The sequence below is a fragment of the Polyangiaceae bacterium genome (assembly GCA_020633235.1).
Taxonomy (GTDB): Bacteria; Myxococcota_A; Polyangia; order Polyangiales; family Polyangiaceae; genus JACKEA01.
This window is the reverse complement of the sequence record JACKEA010000001.1, coordinates 122,666-140,060: the sequence shown is the minus strand read 5'-3', so window position 1 is coordinate 140,060 and position 17,395 is coordinate 122,666. Positions and strand designations below refer to the sequence as shown.

Genomic DNA, 17,395 nt, shown 5'->3' with positions numbered 1-17,395 from the left:
CGTCGATATGACCACCGCCAGCGTGGCGCTGCCGCAGCCCGCGGCTCCCGCGCAGCGCGGGAGGAGCTGGGCGGAGTTCCTACTCACCGGCGGCGTCACCTTGGTGCTCTTTCCGCTGAGTTGGCTCGCGCAACGTGCGTTTGGACTGGATGCGCCAGAGCTCTTCGTCGGCTTCGTCGCGTTCCACGCTGCCCACGTGATCAACGATCCGCACTTCTCCGTCAGCTACGTCTTGTTCTATCGGCGTGCGCGAGAACGCGCGCTGGGCAGCGTCTTTTCGCCCGTGCAGCGCGCTCGCTACGTCTTTGCGGGCGTGGTTGTGCCCGTGGTGCTCGCGGGTTGGGCCGGCGCGAGCATCGCCAAGGGCTCGGCTCCCGCCCTCGGCATGCTGATCCAGCTGATGTTCCTGCTCGTCGGCTGGCACTACGTGAAGCAAGGCTTTGGCGTGCTGACGGTGCTCTCGGCACGGCGCGGCTCGACCTTCACGCGGGTCGAGCGGACCGTCGCGCTCTTCCACTGCTACGCCGCATGGGCTTTCGCCTGGGCGAGCCCGTTCGATCCGGGCCGCGAAGTGGAAGAGAAGGGCGTCGTGTACACTACCGTCGCCCACCCCGCGGGGCTTCTCGAGATCACCGGCGTCCTGTTCTTGGGGAGCGCGCTGGCGCTGGCGATCGTGCTGATTCAGAAGCGCCGCCGCGAAGGCCGCTGGCCGCCGCTGGCGCCGCTCACGGGCTTCCTCGTGACCGCGTGGCTGTGGACGGTCTTCTCCAGCATGGATCCGCTGATGATCTACGTGATCCCGGCGCTCCATTCACTCCAGTACTTGTACTTCGTCCACCTGTTGGAGAAGAACCGCGCGCGATCGGAAGAGGGTCCTCCCGCGTTCGGTCGACCCGTGGGGGTGCGCCTCGGTCTTCTGGCGGTCACCGCCATCGGCCTCGGCCTTCTGCTCTTCCACCTGATGCCGGGGTTCTTCGACGAGCGCCTGGTGCTCACGGGAGCGTCCCACGAGCTCGACGATCTGGGCGCCACGCCCTACTTCGCCGCGTTCTTCGCCGTGGTGAACATCCACCACTACTTCATGGACACCGTGCTCTGGCGCCGCGAGAACCCCGACACGCGGTTTCTAAGAGACTGAGGTCCACAGCGCTGCGAGGAGTGTCCGCTGCAACGCGGCGGGCGGTACGCCCGCGTCCCGCAACGCTGGGGTCGGCTCCCGCACGAGCAGCCGCTGCTCCGCGGCGGCGTGCTCGCGCGCGGCGTGGACTGCCCGCAATTGCTCGATAGAAAGCCGTGATTCGAGCCAGTCGGCGATTTCCCACGCCAGGCCCGCATGACGGGTCTCGTCCCGCGCGATCACACTCATGGCCTTCCGGATCCGTTCTTCCCGCGCATGGCGCGCCTGCAGCTGCGCCAGTAGTGCGCCGAACGTCTCACGCACGCAGCCTTCGCGAGCGTTGTCCAGGGCCAGCTCCAGGAGCGAGGCGTAGCTCCGGGGCGAAGGCACGTCGTTCCGCGGCGCGCCGCCGAAAGTGCGGCACAGCTCAGCGGTCAGCGCGGTGTGCCGGCGCTCGTCGTCCGCCGCCCGCCGTGCAGCCAGAGCCAAGCGCCGGGGCGCGCCGAAGCGCCGGAGCGCCCGTTCCAGCTCCACGAATGCCCCGACGGACGCCGCCTCCAAGCGCGATACTTCCGCGAAGTAGCTTGCGACGGACGACACGTCGGTCGGCGCGTCCTCGTATCCCAGGGGGCGCCGCCCCACGTTGGACGGACAGAAGTCGCACGAGACGATGAGCGCGCCGCCGTCGACCCAGCCCGCGTCGGTGCAAGACTCCGCAGTGGCCGCACAGTGGTAGGCACCGAAAGTGGGGCACAAGGTGAGGCAGTCCTCCAGGGCAAACTCGCAGCCCGTCGGCTCGATGCCCGGCGGCAAGCCGCAGCTGAGGGAGTGGTAGGCGTGGCACTCGAGCGCGCCGTCCACCTGACTGGTGGAAGCGTCGATCAACGTGGGGGCGCAGGCCGCGTCCGCCACGCCCGCATCCGCCGGCCGCGCGGGCAACGTGTTGTCGTCCGAGCACGCCACCACGCCCGGTGCCACGGCAGCGAGGGTCAGTAGCTGTTGGAACAGACGTCGTAGCTGGCGCTCGCGCTTCATTGCGGCAAAGGATGCCCGATCACGGCTGCTGCCGCTGCCATGTCCGACACCAGGCTGCCCTGATTTGCGGGGTTGGACTCGTCGGTCACCGCCGTGTACAGCGCGCCGAAGGGAGTGGCGAGGTCCGTGGCGCTCGGCTCCTCCGAGCTCCAGCTGGCGGGCACGGCCGGAAACGCATCCCCGACAATGGCGGTGTACGCCGCGTCCAGTCGCCCGAATCCGGCGCTCACCCGCTGGTCTGCTGCGGCGTTCTCGGCGACGACCCAGGGCGAGAAGTGAGCATAGGCCGCCCGCGTGCCCTGGAGATTGTCCCGCAGGTCCACCATCGTCCGCTGGGAATAACGGGACTCCTCTTCGGAGGACGCCGCCTTCACCACTTTCTCGCGCTGCTCCTTCATCAAAGAAGTGAGTCCCTGCAGCGCGATCAGCACGTGCAGCTTCAGTGGCTGCCACTCGCTGCGGAGCGTCGTCACGTCCGTCACCAGGCGTTCGCACAGCTCGGCCTTGAAGGCCTTGGCCTCGGCTTCGGTGCTTGGCATCTTGGCGGGCACGTAGCCCGGCAGGGACTTCTCCAGCTCGACGACGTAGCCGGGGGTAGAATCCGCCCACAATATGCGCTCGATGGCGTGCATGCCCGTCACGCCCTGGGCATCGAAGGGTGTGTCGTCGGATCCGGACGCAGCGAGAAAGTCTTCATAGCGCGCGTCGATCGCGGCATCCGTGTCCGGAAACAGCGGCGCGATGAGCCCTTCCGAGCGTTCGTAGGCGGAGCGCGCGCGGTACCACGCCGTCTTCATGCCGGCGATGGCGTCCGCATCCAGCGCGGCGTCCCAGCCGCGGCCGGCGGGAGTGGGCGCCGCGGCTTGCAGCTCCTTTACGGCGTCGAGCAGCTCGTCGATGTCCGCCAGCGTGCCGTCGTGCACGCCGCTCACGGCGCGAGCTTCGTACTTTGAGTCGGGCTCCGCGTCGTCGGGAGACGAGCAGGCGACGAGCAGCGCAGCGACCAGCACCCCGCGACGGGTATCGCGCCGAACCATCATAAACCGATACCCACCACACTTCGCGCCCACAAGGCACCAAAACCTTCACCCGGCTGTAGCGTGCGGCGTGTCTCGTTCACCCGCAGATACACGCCGGAGGTCCACCACACCTTGCCGAACTGGAGCAGCAGCGCGGGCCCCACGTAGTGGTGCGGACCCAGGGTGAAGGGACGCGGGTCCGGCGGGTCTTCCTCGGGATACTCCGCGTGCATCCACCACTCGATGCCCGGCTGCACCGCCGGCGTGATCTCCACCGTGGCGCCCGCGGAGGGCGACAGCACGAGATCCCGCGTGCCGTCGTAGTAGATCTCCTGCTCCGCCGAAGCGTTGGCGATGAGCCGCAATGGCCCAATGCGGCGTTGCAGGATGATCTTCGCCTCCAGCTCGATCTCCCGCTCGTTCTCCGCTACCTCTCCGTAGAGCCCCACGTCCAGCGGCCACACCCCCGTGGGCGCGAGCTGATAGCGCAGCCGCTGCTTCATGCCGTTGCTCTCCGAGGCCCGCGGAATGCTGGCGAAACCGCTGGCTGCTCCCGGAACGATCACGGCATAGAGACCGAGCTCGAGGCGGCTGGAAATGCCGTACTCGAGCTCCGTGGTGAACTGCGTCTGGCCGTACCAAACCGGCTCGCCGGTGCTGTCCGAGCGCGCGCGGACCGGATTCAGATCCACGAACTGCTCGAGCTCCGCTTCACCCTCTGCGAGCTGCTCGTGCTGATAGCTGAAGGGAAGCGGACGCGGATTGGCCACCGCCACCGAACACAGCGCCATCGACACGAGGAAGACGCTCAGCTTCATAGGGCAAGGGCCTTGGCGCACACGGCGTCGTTGCCGCAGTCCACGTGACACGTGTTGCAGCCGGCGTTGGGGTCGCCGCCGTAGTTCTCGCCGGAGGGCGGTCCCACGCCGCGCCACACGATCACCACGTCCTCCGCTCCCGTGCTCTCGAGCTCGAACCACTCCCACCCCGGCGCGCCGGAGTTGTAACCCCCGCCGCGCTTCACCATGGCGAACATCTCGTGAGCCAAGGTGCCGACGGTGGCTTCCTTCACGATGATGGTGCCGACGGGAAAGCTCTCGCTGCCCGCCGGCGGCATGGCGTTCACGTATTCCATCACCGTGCTGCCATCGTGAATGCCCACCAGGTCGGCGTCCTCCGTCACGTCGAAGGCCTGCCAGGAGCGGAAGCCCTTGAAGTCCGCGGCGAACGCCACGAACACGTCTTTCTGGTCGCTCGCGGGCTCCTCGCCGGCGCCGGAACAACCGGCGAGGGCGATGGTGGCCATGAGCACCCACGTCGCGCGCTTCATTCTTCCTCGTGCCCAGGCAAGCCGAGGGCGCTCGCCGCGCGGTCCATGCTACCAACCACCGAAGTGGGCTCCTTGGGATCCACGGCGGTAAACACCGCGGTGTAGAGCTGACCGAAGGGGGTCTGTAAATCGGTGGCAGACGGCTGTTCCGAGCTCCAGCTCGCGGGAGGCGTGGGAATCGCATCGCCGCCATTGGCGGAGTAGGCGGCATCCAACGCCGCAAAGCCGGCCTCCACGTCGGCGTCGATGCTCTCACCCTTCTCCTTCGTTGCCAGCCACGGTTTGAAAAGCGAATACACCTTGCGCGTGCCCGCGAGGTTATCGCGGAGATCGGCCAGGGTGCGCCGCGCATAGCGCGACTCCTCTTCCGAAGACGCCGCCTTCACGACCTTCTCGCGCTGCTCGTTCATCAGACCGATGAGCCCTTGGTATGCCCCGCCCACATCGATGTGCTGCGGCGCCCACTGGTCGAGCAACGTCTCGGTATCCTTCACCAAGGCGGCGCATAGCTCCTCCTTGAACTTCTTCGCTTCCGCTTCGGTGGCGGGCCAGGCGGCGGGCGCATACCCCGGCAGCGTCTGTTCCACTTCCGTCACCTCGGCTGGTATCTCCGGCGCGAACAAGATGCGCTCGATGGCATGCATGCCCGTCACGCCCTGTCCATCGAACAAGTCCTGGTCACCCGCAGGCGCCAGCTCCTCCAAGAAGTCCTCGTAGCGCGCGTCGATGGCGCCATCGATGTCGGGAAACAGCGGCGCGAGAGCACCTTCCGTGCGTTCGTAGGCGCCACGCGCCCGGAGCCACGCCTTCTTCATGTTCTCGATGGCCGCGGCATCTTCCGTCGCATCCCATCCCCTGCCCTGTGTCAGAGGCGCAGCGTCTTGAAGGGCGACGCTGGCGTTTCGGAGCTCGGTGATGTCCACGAGCAGCGTCTGGTGCATGCCCGTGGTGACCTTCGTCTCGTAGCTGGTCCGTTCTGCATCGTCGCTCGAAGAGCACGCCGACAACGCCGTCAGCAGGACGAGCACTGCACGCTTCATTGGATGTCTCCTGTGTCAGAGGGATTCGACGAATTGAATCAGCGCATCTCGATCCGCCGCCGAGAGCGCATCGAAGAGATCGATGGAGCCGTTTGCCTCGGAGCCGGGACCCCGATGCATCACGATGGCCTGCTCCACGCTGTGGGCGCGGCCGTCGTGCATGAAGGTGCGATCGAAGCGCAGGCCGATGAGCGGCGCCGTGCGCCACTCGAAGCCGTTCGCGTCACCATCCACGCCCACGGGCAGGCCGTCGGCCAGCTCGCTTCCCATGTCGTGGAGCAGGAAGTCGGTGTACACCGGCGCGTCGATGCCCGCGAGCAGCGCCACGGGATAGTCGCTGCGGGTCCGGAGCGTCGCCACGTGACACACGGAGCAGTTCGTCTGCTCGAACAGCTCTTGTCCCTTTTTGTTGTCGGTCCGCCGCGGAATCTCGAGCAGTCGGACGTACATGGCCCGGGATTGGATACTCGCGTGCCCGACGTCGAGGCCCGGCTTGGCGTCGTCCGTGAGCCCGTCGGGGTTCGGCACCTCGTCAGGGCGCATCGGGCTCGTGATCCCCATGTCGCCCTGGAACGCGTCCGCCACGAAGTCGTCCAGCGTCGCGATGCGCGCCTTCAGCCCGAAGCGTCCAATGACGACGTCCCCCTTCTCGAAGGGATCGAACTCCGGCGCCGCGCTGGCCGCGGATTGGTAGGCGGTGCGGTTGATGCGCCCGGAGATGCCGTCCGTCCGCTGCGACTGCTCTTTCTCGACACGCTCGATCTCGCTGTCGAGCACGGCCTCCATGTAACCGCGCCCCAGAATGGGCGGACCGAGGCGGGTGGTCACCAGTACGCTGGGATCGTCCGGCGGAAGTACGGGAGTGCTTCCGCCCCCGCTCACGAGAGGGTGCACGGTGTGGCCAAACCCGAGCGAGGATTGGTCGCTGCTGGCGGTGACGCCGTCCGCGTTCACCACCGACATCTTCTGCACGAGCCCGGGTCCGCGAAGCCCCTCCGCGTGACACGAATCACAAGCAGAGCGCGTGTACACCGGGCCGAGCCCATCAGCTTCTCGGAGCGGCGTGCTGAAAGCAATGTCCCCATCGTCGAATGCCGCTTGCAGGGCTGGGGGAAGGTCGGCGATGGGGACATCGAAGCTGTCGACGGAGAGCGTGGGCGGCGTCGCAGGCGCGCTGTCGTCGTCCGACCCGCAGGCGCCCAGGCCCAGGGAAAGAAGCAGCAGCGCTGCCAGGAGCGCGGGCCGGCAAGTCATGAAGCGGACCCTAGACTAAATGAAAATGATTTTCAATTTCATTTATGTCGTACTGCTCCGCATGTATCGGCGACTTATCGCATGCACTTCGGCGTCTCTTGCAAGTCGCTTTCAATTAGCCAAGTTTGACAACGTCTAATCTTGGACTACGTTTAACCACGTGACCGTCGACATCCCCGCTCTGCTCAACGCGCATGGAATCCAACCCTCGGCTCAGCGCGTGGCAGTGGCTCAGTACGTTCTCGACACCAATCAGCACCCCTCGGCGGACGAGGTCTGGAACCGGGTTCGCGAGCACTTCCCCCACATTTCTCGCGCGACCATCTACAACACGCTCAACCTCTTGGTGGCGAAGGGACTCCTGCGTCAGGTAGCGCTTACCGAGGGCCGCGTGGTGTTCGATCCCAACACGTCCGCCCACCACCACTTCATCGACGACGAGACGGGCGTCATCTCGGATATCCCGTGGGACGCGCTTGAAGTGTCGAATGTCAATCAGCTCGAGGGGTTCGACGTGCGCGAGTATCAGGTGGTGCTACGGGGCTCTCAATCCAAGAAGAAGCGCCGCGCTTGACGACGCCGCTGGTATCCCTGCTGGAGGAAAACGAAATGACCGTTAAGATCGACATCGGCATCAAGGCAGAGGACCGCGAACGGTTGGCCCTGGAGCTGTCCAAGCTTCTCGCGGACAGCTACACCCTTTACCTCAAGACCCACAACTTCCACTGGAACGTCACCGGCCCGATGTTCCAGACGCTGCACACGATGTTCGAGATGCACTACAACGAGCTCGCTTTGGCGGTGGATGCCGTCGCGGAGCGTATCCGTGCTCTCGGTCATCCCGCGCCCGGTAGCTACTCTGCCTTCGCCCGCCTCTCGTCGGTGAAGGAGACCGATGGCGTGCCCAAGGCTACGGAAATGGTGAAGCTCTTGGTGGAAGGCCACGAGACCGTCGTGCGCACCGCTCGGCAGGTGCTGAACGTCGCGGATGCCACCAATGACCAGGCGACGGCGGATCTCGCGACGCAGCGCCTGCAGGTCCACGAAAAGACCGCGTGGATGCTGCGCAGCTTGTTGGAGGAGTGAGGTCAGCGTTTGGTCGATACGCAGACGGCGGTCACTTCGATCACGGACTCGTGAGTGGCCGCCGGTATGCGTTCCAGTACCTCGTTCTCGACCTCGCGAACCGCGAGGAGCTCCGCGGTGACGAGCGAGTAGCCGGCATTGCGGAGTTGCTGGGCTACGTGTAGCGCCTTGGAGCGCGCGGGCTCCGGAAGATCATCTATCTTCTGATGGGACATCTCACGCCTCGACGCGGGGTCGCTCGCCCCAGTTCGGTGCCCAGCTGGGGTCGATGAGACGCTCACTTCGGTTCAAGCCGTCGATGCGTCGCGTCTCCTCAGCCGTGAGCTGAAGGTCGAAGATGCCGAAGTTCGCCTCGGCGTGCTCTCGCAGCTGCGCCTTCGGGATGGCGACGACGTTCTTCTTGTCGAGCAGCCAGCGCAGCGCGACCTGATGCGGGGACTTGTCGTGGGCCCGGCCGATGTCCAGCAGCGTCTGGTCGCGACCGACTTTTCCGCGCGCCAACGGCGCGTACGCCACCAAGGCAGTGTGTGACTGAACCGCGATCTGCCTCAAAGCCGCCTGATTCAGGAACGGGTGACACTCGACCTGGTTGCAGATGATTGGGGCTTGCGCCAAAGCTTCCGCCACCAGCTTCGGAGTGAAGTTGCTCACTCCGATGTGGCGCACTTCGCCCCTCTTCACCAGCTCTTGCATGGCGCCAAGAGTCTCCGATAGCGGGATCTCCGGGTCGGGCCAGTGAATCAAGAGCAGATCCAGGTAGTCAGTGTTCAGCCTCCGAAGGCTCTCGCGAGTGGAGGACAGCACCTTCTCCGGCTTCAGGCGTGCCAGCTTGGTCGTGACCCACAGCTTTTCCCTCTGAATGCCGCTTTGCGACAGAGCGAGCCCCACCTCCGCTTCGTTCTCGTACATCTGCGCGGTGTCGATGTGCCGATATCCAATCTCCAGCGCTGCGGCAACAGCGCTGCGGCAGGCCGCTCCCGTGATCTGCCAGGTTCCGAATCCCAGTGCGGGGATCCTCACGTTCGAAACGTCTACGAACTCCATGGCTCTCCTTTCCTGGATGGAACGGAGAGCAACGATTGCGCCACCCGAACAATGGCCGTTTGACGGGGGATCACCCGGGATCCAATGCCACGCCGAGGCGTCCTTGATCGGTCAAATCTGCGATACGATGCACCCATGGCTCATCGCATTTCCCTTGTCCTGGGTATCGCAGCGCTTCTGGTGGCCAGCGCAGGCCAAGCCGGAGAGAAGCCGGGCATCGAGTTCGGCCTGGCCTTCTCGGAGAATGGTGCAGCGCTGAAACCGCTCAAGCTCGCCGCTTCGGGAGGCAAGGTGCCGCTGCCCCGCGGCGCCTGGAAATGCGAGTACGGCAAGCCGGAAGCCACGACTCCCGAGGGCGGCCGTACCAAAGGAACGCTGACGCTGAAGTGCTCGATGGGCGCCGCCGTGGTGCAACTATCCACTACCTGCAGCTACACGGATGGCCCCGCACGGAGCGAGTCGGACGTGCTCCGGGACGTGCAAGGCGTGACCCTCACCGTTCCCAACGGTGCCTACCGCGCCTATCTCGCCTTGAGCTGCAAGGTGCACGACACCTGAGTTACCTTGGATAGCGGAGCAACACTCGGAGCGTCGCTCCGGAATCACCGGACGGGCAATCCAGCTCCGCCTGGCCGAAGGCGTTCTCCACGCAGGTTGCCTGCGCCTTGGTCTTGGCGCCGCTGGTGACAATGGTGCGCGCGACGGTGCCCGCACCCGTCACCGCGAGCTCCGCCGTGACCACGGCGCCCGGCTCGAAGCTGCAACGGGCGAGGGCGGGCGCCGCGGCGTCGAGATTGTCGACGCCGAGACGCTGCCACGATCGATAGCGCGTCTTGCCGCCTTCATCGTACTTCTGCGAAACCCAGTCCTTTTGGGAGTCGAGCCCACCGGTTACGTCGATCACGCGCAGCGCGGGCTGAGGCTTGCCGGCAATGTCGGGCGAGAGATAGCTTACGGTGAGTTTCCGGCGCCCTGCACGGGACGCCGCCTTGGACCGGCCAAGGACGCCGCACACGCAAGCTTCGGTCTTGCCCCGCGCGCCACTGGTGTCGTTCAGATTGACGACCTCGCAGCGTGACCCCTCCAGCAGCAACTTGTCGCGCTCTTGGTCCACTCCGGCAAAGCACTTCTCGAGCTCCGGGGCGGCGTCCTTCCACTCTGCCGTGGTCTCGCTACACTCGAAGAACGACTTCTCTTCGCAGAGGGTGATCGCTCCCTGTTTCACCGCGCCCTTGGAGTCACCAGAGGCGGCGAGCCCCCCCAGGACGCCGGCGTTCGCTGGCAGCGAGTGAAAGGCAGCGAAGGCAGCGCGATAGCGCTCCATGCGGGGGAGAGCGCGCTTCCATTCCGCGGCCAGCTCGTGGCGCACGTTGGGGCCGTTCCCGAGCTCCAGCCACAGCTCCGGAGGTTTGCCCTCGAGGCCTCCGATCTCGATCAATGCTGCGGAGGTCCAGCCGCGATCCCGCACCCTGCGCTCCGGCGCCACGCCTTGAAACGCACAGCGCGCCCCAGACTGCGACTTCCCGATCAGCGCGGCGTTCACCTCCGCGACCGGAAGGACCTCGTACGCCGGGAGCAGCTCCGCGACACGTGCCGAGAGCTCGCGCTGCAGCGCACCGCGCTCCAGCCGGAACAGCTCGTCATCGTCGATCGGCAGCACCGCGAGCTTTTCGCGTTCTGCCGTCGGCGCCACGGGCGGCGCGGCCGAGACGGGCGCGGGGCTCACCACCGGTGGTGGACATTGGGGACAGTGGGGCGCGCAGGCGGGAACGGCCGCGAGCGCGGCCAACACGAGCTTCAGCCTGGTGAACGGCATGGCGGCGGGAGTACCACGCCCCCGCGTCCGTCCGATGCGCAAACGCGCCGCGCCTCCAAAGAGACGCGGCGCGTTTCCCGATCTCAGATCCCCAGAGCGCCGCTCCGAATGAGAAACGCAAGGATCTCGCGTTGCTCACCGTGCAGCACGGCGTGCATCTCCGACAGGGCCTTCTGCACCGCGGCCGCCACGCGCGCTGCGGTTTCGCCTCGCCGCTGAGCGGCAGCTTCCGCTGCGGCAGCGTCGAACGCCTCGCCCTCTATCGCGTCCGCGAAGGAGGCCGTGGCGCGGCGGTCGTCGACCTCCGCCTGAGCGCGTTCGATCTTCAGCGCCTCCAAGATCTTGGCGATCTGGGAAGCCTGTCGCTCGTCGAGCTCCAGCTTGTGGACCAAGAACCGGAGCGGACGGCGCGCTCCGCCGCCGTGACCAAAGGGACCGCGGCCGGGCCCGCCCCCATGACCGTGAGGTCCGCCGCCACGACCAAAGTGCCCTGCGGCATGGCAATGGCCCATGCCTTCGTGCCCCCCGAAAAATCGGGGCATTCCAAAGTGCATCATGTTGTGTCTCCTCGCGCTGGGGCTCGTGCCGCCAGCGGGCTCTCGTTGCGGGCCCAAATGCCGCGCAACGCCACCAGAATGAAGCCGAGCGCCACAGTGTCAAGGTGAAGAAGTGTGAAGCGCGCCAGGATGTGCCAGGCCGTGCCAGCACGATCCGAACGCCGCCAGCGCCGTCGTCGTCCCCACCAAAAGCTCGCCGATCGGAGCGCTGGCACGCTCCATGCTGAAAGGGCGATCATGCGCCTGCACCTCGCCCTGGGCACGCTGACCCTCACCTTCGTCTGGATCGCGGCATGCTCTTCCAGCAACGACGCAGCCGGCGGCGGAATGCCGACGGGAGATCCCGCGGTGAGCTCTGGTACGGGAGGCTACGGTGGCGGCGGCGCTTACGGCGGAGCAGGCGCCGTCGGCAACAGCGGCTCGGGGGGCAGCGCGGGAGGCTACGCAGCGGGCGGTGCTGCGGGGGCGCCGCCCAGGCCAGGAGCGGATGCAGGCCCTGACGCCGCGGACGCCGGCCTGACCTGCGACGGCCTCGACGACAGCAAGGACGCCGTCTTCTATCTGTCCTCCGACGACTCGAACTCCATGGCCTCTCCGGTGATCGCTCGCAGTCTGATCGAGAACGGTCAGACGGTGCCGGCCAGCCTGATCCGCACCTACGAGTTCTTGAACTACTACAACGTCGGCTACCCGTCGGCGCCGGCGGGCACCCTGAGCATCGTTCCCGAGCTCGCTCAAGGCAGCGCGCCCGGCGCCTTCGAGCTGCAGGTCGGCGTCGTTTCGCCGGCCGCGGTGAAACCGCGCCGCCCCGTCAACATCACCTTCGTGCTGGACACCTCGGGATCCATGGGCGGCTCGCCCATCCAGCTCGAGCGCGAGACGGTCAAGGCCATCGCCGGCCAGCTGCAAGCGGGAGACAAGGTGAGCGCCGTCACCTGGAACACGAGCAATGCCGTGGTCCTCGACTCCTATGGCGTCGGTGGTCCGAACGATCCCGCAGTCATGGACATGGCGAACCAGATCTCGGCGGGCGGCGGGACCGACCTCAACGGTGGGCTCAGCGCCGGCTACGCGCTGGCGCAAAAGAACTTCGTCGCCGGGCAGCTCAATCGCGTGGTGTTGATCAGCGATGGCCAGGCCAACGCCGGCGTGACGGACAAGGAAATCATCGCCAAGGGCGCCGCGCTGAACGACGGCGACGGCGTGTACCTGGTAGGCGTGGGCGTGGGCACCGGCGTGAACGACACGCTGATGAACGCCGTCACGGACGCGGGCCGCGGCGCCTACGTGTACCTCGACGAGTCAGCCGAGGTGAGCCGCATGTTCGGCCAACGTTTCGACGAGGTGATGGACGTGGCAGCCCGGGCCGTGCAAGTCCAGCTGCGGATGCCCTGGTACATGAACATCGAGGTGTTCCACGGCGAGGAGTACTCCACGGACCCGAAGGAAGTGGAGCCTCAGCACTTGGCGCCGAACGATGCCATGGTCTTCAACCAGGTGGTGCGAGCCTGCTCGCCCGACGTGGTCGCGGACGCCGATCCCATCGAGCTGGTGGTGAGCTGGGAAACACCGGACACGCACCAGTCCAAGCAGGTGCAAAAGACGACCACTTTCGCCGATCTGCTGGGCGCAACGCCGCTGTACCTGGCCAAGGGCTCCGCCATCGTGGCCTACGCCGAAGCGTTGAAGCAGCCGTCCAAGTCTCGCCTGCAGGCAGCTCTGGACGCGGTGAAGAGCGCGAACGCCGGCGGCACCGACCCCGAGCTCACGGAGATCCAAGCACTGCTGGAAAAGGCGCTGCTCCAGTACTGACTATGGAATGATGCAGCCGCGCCGCCGTGGCCGCATCGACCATGAAGCTGAAGCTGCTCTTCTTCCTCGTGCTCTCCACCACCGCCGCCCGAGCGGAGCCCGTGCGCTGGGATCATCCTCGCTTTCGCCCCGCGGAGTACGTCACCACCGGCGCCTTCGCCGCGACCCTGACCGCGGAAATCCTGTTCCTGGAACAGAACCTGAACGGGCCGAGCGGCGGCGTGCTGTTCGACGAGGCCGTGACGGACGCTGCCACCCTCGGGTCGCGTTCCGCCCGGGACGGCGCCGTCGCCGTCGGCGACGCGGGGTTCTACTCTCTGATGGCGTTCCCCGTGCTGGATGCCACCGTGGGCGTGGGGGCCGCCCACCAGAGCCCGGACGCGGCAGCGCAGATGCTGCTCATCGACGCCCAGGCCTTCGCCATCAGCGGCACCATCTCCGTAGGCACCCAGAAGCTCGTGGGAAGAAAGCGCCCGTTCCTGGAGCACTGCGCGGGCGATCCGAGCTTCGACAAGGATTGCGACCAGCTCGAGGCCCAGAGCCAGAGCTTCCTCAGCGGCCACACCATCATCGCCTTCACCGGCGCGGGGCTCGGCTGCGCGCACCACCTGAACCTGGACATCTACGGCAGCGTTGCCGATCCCCTGACCTGCGCTCTGGGCCTGGGCGTCGCCACCTGGGTGGGGACGTCTCGTATCGTCTCATCGCGACACTATTTGTCCGACGTGCTGTCGGGTGCCGCGCTGGGTCTCGGTTCGGGGTGGCTGATGCCGACGCTGCTCCACTACCGCACGCCCCTGCCCACACCCACGGAGAGCTCGATCGTGGTTCCGTGGGTGGCGGGCGAGACGCTCGGTGTGGAGTGGCTCGGAAGGCTGTGATCAGCGCCGGCGTCGGAGCAACGCGAGGGCGAGACCGAGCCCCACAAACAGCCACCCCGCGGGGCCGCTCTTCCGCGGCGCAGTGCTGCAGCCGCCGCTGTCCGAGCCCTGCGAAGCCGGCGCGGCGTTCCCTGCGCCGCCGGCATTGAGCCCGCCGTAGCTGCCGGTGCCGGGCATGGTCCCCGCGCTGCCCCCGCCCGCACCGCCGGTGCCGGTGGTGGCGCCGCTTCCGCCCACACCCGCGTCCGTCGGATCGCCGCCCGCGTCCGGTTTGGGCGTCACGCCGGCGTCCCCCGGCGCCGCGCCGCACTGAGCCGCGGGCAAGCAGTACTTCTCCCCGCTACCGATGTCCGCGCAGCACGCGCCGGGCAGGGCGCCGCAGTCCGACGCGGATCCACACGGCATGGAGCAGAAGCTCGAGCTCGAAGTGTACAGGCAGGTGTCCGCACCCAGGTTCGGGTTGCAGAACGGCAGCGTCTGGTTTCCCGGGTACGCGCAGGGCGTGCCGGGGGCACCCTTGAAGTCGTACTTGGGCGGGCCAGAACCGCAGGCCTGACCTGAAGCGGGTGCGAAGTCCACCGTGAGGGTGTAGTTCCCCGCGAGCGTGGTCCAGGTGTCCGCGACAACGTAGTAAGTGCCGCAATCCACGGCTTCCGTGAAGGTGCTGTCGGCGCGCGCCACGCAGTCGTTGGTGTTCGCGGACGTGTACAGGTGCACGTCGATGTCCACGCCCACGTCGTCCTGCACGCTGACGGTGAGCTGACCGGGCTGGGTCAGCGTCACCTGGTACACCACCTCGGGGCCGCTCTCGTCCGTGTTGGGCGCCGTGCCGCACCCGTCCAGTACGTCGCTCATGGAGCTCTGCGTGCTGCGGGAATCCGTGAACGGGAAGCTGCCGATCTTGACGGGATCCGCCAGCGTTCCGTCCGGCGTGGCGGCGGACGTTCCGGTGATGTTCTGGTAACGCCGCGGCACGAAGCCGTTCACCCAAGACCACCCGGGCATGCTCAGATGCACGTTGTAGAACACGGACTCGTACAGCACCGGGTCCCCGTTCCCCAACTTGTGGCTGTACATCGCCATGTGGTTGCCGGCGTCGTTGAAGATGTCTCCCGGGAGCATCTCGGACAGCGCAATGGCGCTGGAAACGGTGTCCGCCGTGCTGGTGGTGATGTGGCCCGACTTCCACGCCTGGCTGACGAACCCGGAGCAATCCAGCCCGCTGGTGCAATCCAGAATGCCGTCCGCGGGATAGGAGCCCGCGCCGTAGCCCGCCTTGATCTGCTGATCGAACTCGAACAGCGACATGTAGCCACCCCAGTCGTAGGGCAGCCCCATGTAGTCCCCCGGCGAGTTGACGCTCTTGTAGGCGCCGTTGCACGAGGCCGTCTGGTTCGCCGCCGTGGCGGTCCAGGGGTGGAACGAGAACGCCTTGGCTCGCACGATGGCTTCGGTGCGTGTGATGCCGAGGGCGGTGCCGCCCAAGGACAGCACGCCCAGGCCCAAGAGGGCCGCTCGGAGCGCCTTCATTGCGACACCTCCGTGCGGACGACGCGCACAGCCGAAACCTCGAGCCCCGCCTCGGTCGGGCGAATGACCGCGAGATGGCCGTCACCGTAGGCGACCTCCGTGCGCGGCACGTACAGCCCCACCGCGGGCAACGCCTGATCCAGCACCACCTTCCAGCTCTTCGTGCTCACGCACAGCGCGCGCCGGCTGACCGAGAGCTTCGCCCCGAAGGCGACCTGTTCCGTGCGCAGGCAAACCGTGCTGGCGTCGCCGCCAACGACCCGCGCCGCGGTCATGCTGCCGGGAAGCGCGACACTGCCGACGACCGCGCTCCGCTCCTGTTCCGTGGGCTGCGACACGACCTCCAGGGTGCCCGCGCCATCTTCCACGCGAACCACGACGCCGCGACCATCGGCGAGCACGTGGGCGCCTTCACGCTTCGCCGCGAGCGAAACCGAAAGTGCCATCGGCGCCGCCGGACTGCCGATGGCGATCTGCTCTTGGTAGCCCGTGACCAGCGATAGCCTGCGCGAGATGCCGAGCGAGAGCCGCACGCCGTTCGTCAGCGCCCGCGGGATCGACAGCTCCCCCGCCGGAGCGCCGTTCGCGTCGTAGAAGCTCGCGCGCGCCCGCACGGGGCTGTAGGCCACGAACGCGCCGTCGGTGCCCGCCACCAGATCTTCGTTGTCCTCACTGACCTTTGCCACGGTGCGGAGCGCGTGCGCGTCGTCCACCATCACCACTCGCTGCTTCAGGCGATCGAGCAGCAGCACGCCGTGCGTGGTCACGGCCACCGCGTTCGGCCCGTAGGCGATGCTCTCGGCAACCGCTGGCCGGAGGCCGAGCTCGTCGTCCGCCTCGCCCCAAGGCAGCGTGCGCTCGAAGCGATCCGGCAGGCGGGTCGCCGCCTGGGCCTGCTGCCCCGACTCCGAGGGCGTCTCCGTGCCTGCGCAGGCGCTGAATCCCACGCCCAGAGCCAGCCCAAAGACCACCACTGGCCAACGCAAATGTCGGTAATTCATGGCTTTCATCCCCTCCGCACCGTGCTCCCGAGCAAGTGTACGGAAATGTGCGCAGCCGCTTAGCACAGCCGAGCCCTTCGGGAAAGCCGCCCCGGGACCGAGATCATGTCGGTCCGGCGCGATCCCCGTCGCGCCCCGACCTCGCGCTACGGCGTCAGAACGGCTTGCCGCCGGTGTTACCGCCCGGCGCGTAGTCGCACACGATGCTGTTCGCGTACTTCAGCCCGGCGCAATTCGAGATGCCGCAGCCGAGCTTCGTCGTCGTCGACCACATCACCTGGGTGTAGTGGCCGCACACGCTCGCGCATTGGCCGGTGCTGATGTCGTAGTCCGCCTTCTCGCTCATCCAGGAGGAGACAGCGCCCTCGGCAGTGGCCTTGCCGCTCGAGCCGTAGATGTTCTCGCCCACGTAGCCCGGGTAGTTGTCGCTGCGGCCTTGGTTGTGATCGATGAGCCCCGTGGGCGCTTCGTTGTCCACGCAGCTGTCCGCCCAGGCTTGAGCGATGGCCGCGAGGGCGGGGTCCCAGGTCAATGGCGACAGGCCTTCGGTGGCCCGCGCTGCGTTGTGCAGCTGGGTGATACCGGCCAGCGCTGCAGGCTCCCCCGAGCTGGTGTTGCCCGTGTTGCCGCTTCCACCGGTGGCGCTGCTGCCACCGCTCGAAGCGCCCCCCGTCGAACTGCCACCCCCCGTGGCGCCGCCACCGCCCGTCGCCCCTTGACCACCGCTGCCCGAATCCTCACTGCTGCAGCCCAGCAGCATCACGAGTGAGAGACCGAGCAAACCCAGAGTCTTGCCAACACGCATCACGAGCACCTCCGCCGCACGAGGATCACCAGCTTACCATCCCACAACCTCGGCAAACATGCGGGTCG

At 67.0% G+C, this 17,395-nt stretch carries 19 protein-coding genes; 6 read left to right on the top strand and 13 right to left on the bottom strand.

Going from position 1 to position 17,395, the window contains the following annotated elements:
• Window positions 1-7: 7 nt before the first annotated feature.
• Window positions 8-1,138, top strand: a complete 1,131-nt coding sequence (locus tag H6717_00680) for a hypothetical protein (protein MCB9575527.1) — start codon at window positions 8-10, stop codon at window positions 1,136-1,138.
• Here H6717_00680 and H6717_00675 read toward each other — a convergent pair.
• Genes H6717_00675 through H6717_00650 form a run of 6 tightly spaced genes read right to left on the bottom strand, consistent with a single transcriptional unit; the run spans window position 1,127 to window position 6,795 of the window.
• Window positions 1,127-2,152 carry a ferritin-like domain-containing protein gene (locus H6717_00675; GenBank protein MCB9575526.1) on the bottom strand — a complete coding sequence of 342 codons (1,026 nt, stop codon included), beginning with the start codon at window positions 2,150-2,152 and terminating at the stop codon, window positions 1,127-1,129. The two genes, H6717_00680 and H6717_00675, sit on opposite strands and share 12 nt — an antisense overlap.
• A complete protein-coding gene (locus H6717_00670; GenBank protein ID MCB9575525.1) occupies window positions 2,149-3,189 on the bottom strand; it encodes an EfeM/EfeO family lipoprotein in 1,041 nt (346 codons plus the stop codon). Before H6717_00670 ends, H6717_00675 begins: the two co-directional genes overlap by 4 nt.
• A complete protein-coding gene (locus H6717_00665) occupies window positions 3,189-3,989 on the bottom strand; it encodes a hypothetical protein (protein ID MCB9575524.1) in 801 nt (266 codons plus the stop codon). Before H6717_00665 ends, H6717_00670 begins: the two co-directional genes overlap by 1 nt.
• Window positions 3,986-4,501 (bottom strand): hypothetical protein, encoded by a 516-nt coding sequence (locus tag H6717_00660; GenBank protein MCB9575523.1) that lies wholly within the window; start codon window positions 4,499-4,501, stop codon window positions 3,986-3,988. Before H6717_00660 ends, H6717_00665 begins: the two co-directional genes overlap by 4 nt.
• Window positions 4,498-5,541 carry an EfeM/EfeO family lipoprotein gene (locus H6717_00655; GenBank protein MCB9575522.1) on the bottom strand — a complete coding sequence of 348 codons (1,044 nt, stop codon included), beginning with the start codon at window positions 5,539-5,541 and terminating at the stop codon, window positions 4,498-4,500. The genes H6717_00660 and H6717_00655 overlap by 4 nt, the downstream gene beginning before the upstream one ends.
• Window positions 5,542-5,556: 15 nt before the next feature.
• The gene (locus H6717_00650; GenBank protein ID MCB9575521.1) at window positions 5,557-6,795 is read right to left on the bottom strand and encodes a hypothetical protein; all 1,239 of its coding nucleotides are present in this window, start codon (window positions 6,793-6,795) and stop codon (window positions 5,557-5,559) included.
• Window positions 6,796-6,955: 160 nt separating this feature from the next.
• Here H6717_00650 and H6717_00645 point away from each other — a divergent pair, with 160 nt between their 5' ends.
• Both H6717_00645 and H6717_00640 read left to right on the top strand, forming a co-directional pair.
• Window positions 6,956-7,369 (top strand): transcriptional repressor, encoded by a 414-nt coding sequence (locus tag H6717_00645; GenBank protein MCB9575520.1) that lies wholly within the window; start codon window positions 6,956-6,958, stop codon window positions 7,367-7,369.
• 35 nt (window positions 7,370-7,404) lie between these two features.
• A complete protein-coding gene (locus H6717_00640) occupies window positions 7,405-7,881 on the top strand; it encodes a DNA starvation/stationary phase protection protein (GenBank protein MCB9575519.1) in 477 nt (158 codons plus the stop codon).
• A gap of 2 nt (window positions 7,882-7,883) precedes the next feature.
• On the opposite strand, the gene H6717_00635 is transcribed toward H6717_00640, so the two are convergent.
• Both H6717_00635 and H6717_00630 read right to left on the bottom strand, forming a co-directional pair.
• Complete coding sequence (locus H6717_00635; protein ID MCB9575518.1) at window positions 7,884-8,096, bottom strand: hypothetical protein; 213 nt, start codon at window positions 8,094-8,096, stop codon at window positions 7,884-7,886.
• A 1-nt stretch (window position 8,097) separates the two neighbouring features.
• Complete coding sequence (locus tag H6717_00630; GenBank protein MCB9575517.1) at window positions 8,098-8,925, bottom strand: aldo/keto reductase; 828 nt, start codon at window positions 8,923-8,925, stop codon at window positions 8,098-8,100.
• 135 nt (window positions 8,926-9,060) lie between these two features.
• Here H6717_00630 and H6717_00625 point away from each other — a divergent pair, with 135 nt between their 5' ends.
• Window positions 9,061-9,483: a hypothetical protein gene (locus H6717_00625; protein ID MCB9575516.1), complete on the top strand. Its 423-nt coding sequence runs from the start codon at window positions 9,061-9,063 to the stop codon at window positions 9,481-9,483.
• 1 nt (window position 9,484) lies between these two features.
• Here H6717_00625 and H6717_00620 read toward each other — a convergent pair whose 3' ends face one another.
• Together H6717_00620 and H6717_00615 are read right to left on the bottom strand one after the other, a co-directional pair.
• Window positions 9,485-10,741 (bottom strand): hypothetical protein, encoded by a 1,257-nt coding sequence (locus tag H6717_00620; protein MCB9575515.1) that lies wholly within the window; start codon window positions 10,739-10,741, stop codon window positions 9,485-9,487.
• A gap of 83 nt (window positions 10,742-10,824) precedes the next feature.
• Complete coding sequence (locus H6717_00615) at window positions 10,825-11,283, bottom strand: periplasmic heavy metal sensor (protein MCB9575514.1); 459 nt, start codon at window positions 11,281-11,283, stop codon at window positions 10,825-10,827.
• 252 nt (window positions 11,284-11,535) lie between these two features.
• On the opposite strand from H6717_00615, the gene H6717_00610 reads away from it, so the two are divergent.
• Complete coding sequence (locus tag H6717_00610; protein MCB9575513.1) at window positions 11,536-13,110, top strand: VWA domain-containing protein; 1,575 nt, start codon at window positions 11,536-11,538, stop codon at window positions 13,108-13,110.
• A 26-nt stretch (window positions 13,111-13,136) separates the two neighbouring features.
• A complete protein-coding gene (locus tag H6717_00605) occupies window positions 13,137-13,991 on the top strand; it encodes a phosphatase PAP2 family protein (protein MCB9575512.1) in 855 nt (284 codons plus the stop codon).
• Here the strand turns inward: H6717_00605 and H6717_00600 are convergent, their stop codons facing one another.
• The 3 genes from H6717_00600 to H6717_00590 form a co-directional block, all read right to left on the bottom strand.
• Window positions 13,992-15,521: a hypothetical protein gene (locus H6717_00600; GenBank protein MCB9575511.1), complete on the bottom strand. Its 1,530-nt coding sequence runs from the start codon at window positions 15,519-15,521 to the stop codon at window positions 13,992-13,994.
• Window positions 15,518-16,522, bottom strand: coding sequence for a hypothetical protein (locus tag H6717_00595; GenBank protein ID MCB9575510.1), 1,005 nt, complete (start codon window positions 16,520-16,522; stop codon window positions 15,518-15,520). The genes H6717_00600 and H6717_00595 overlap by 4 nt, the downstream gene beginning before the upstream one ends.
• A gap of 154 nt (window positions 16,523-16,676) precedes the next feature.
• On the bottom strand, window positions 16,677-17,330 hold the full coding sequence (locus H6717_00590) for a hypothetical protein (GenBank protein MCB9575509.1): 654 nt from the start codon (window positions 17,328-17,330) through the stop codon (window positions 16,677-16,679).
• Window positions 17,331-17,395 lie beyond the last annotated feature (65 nt).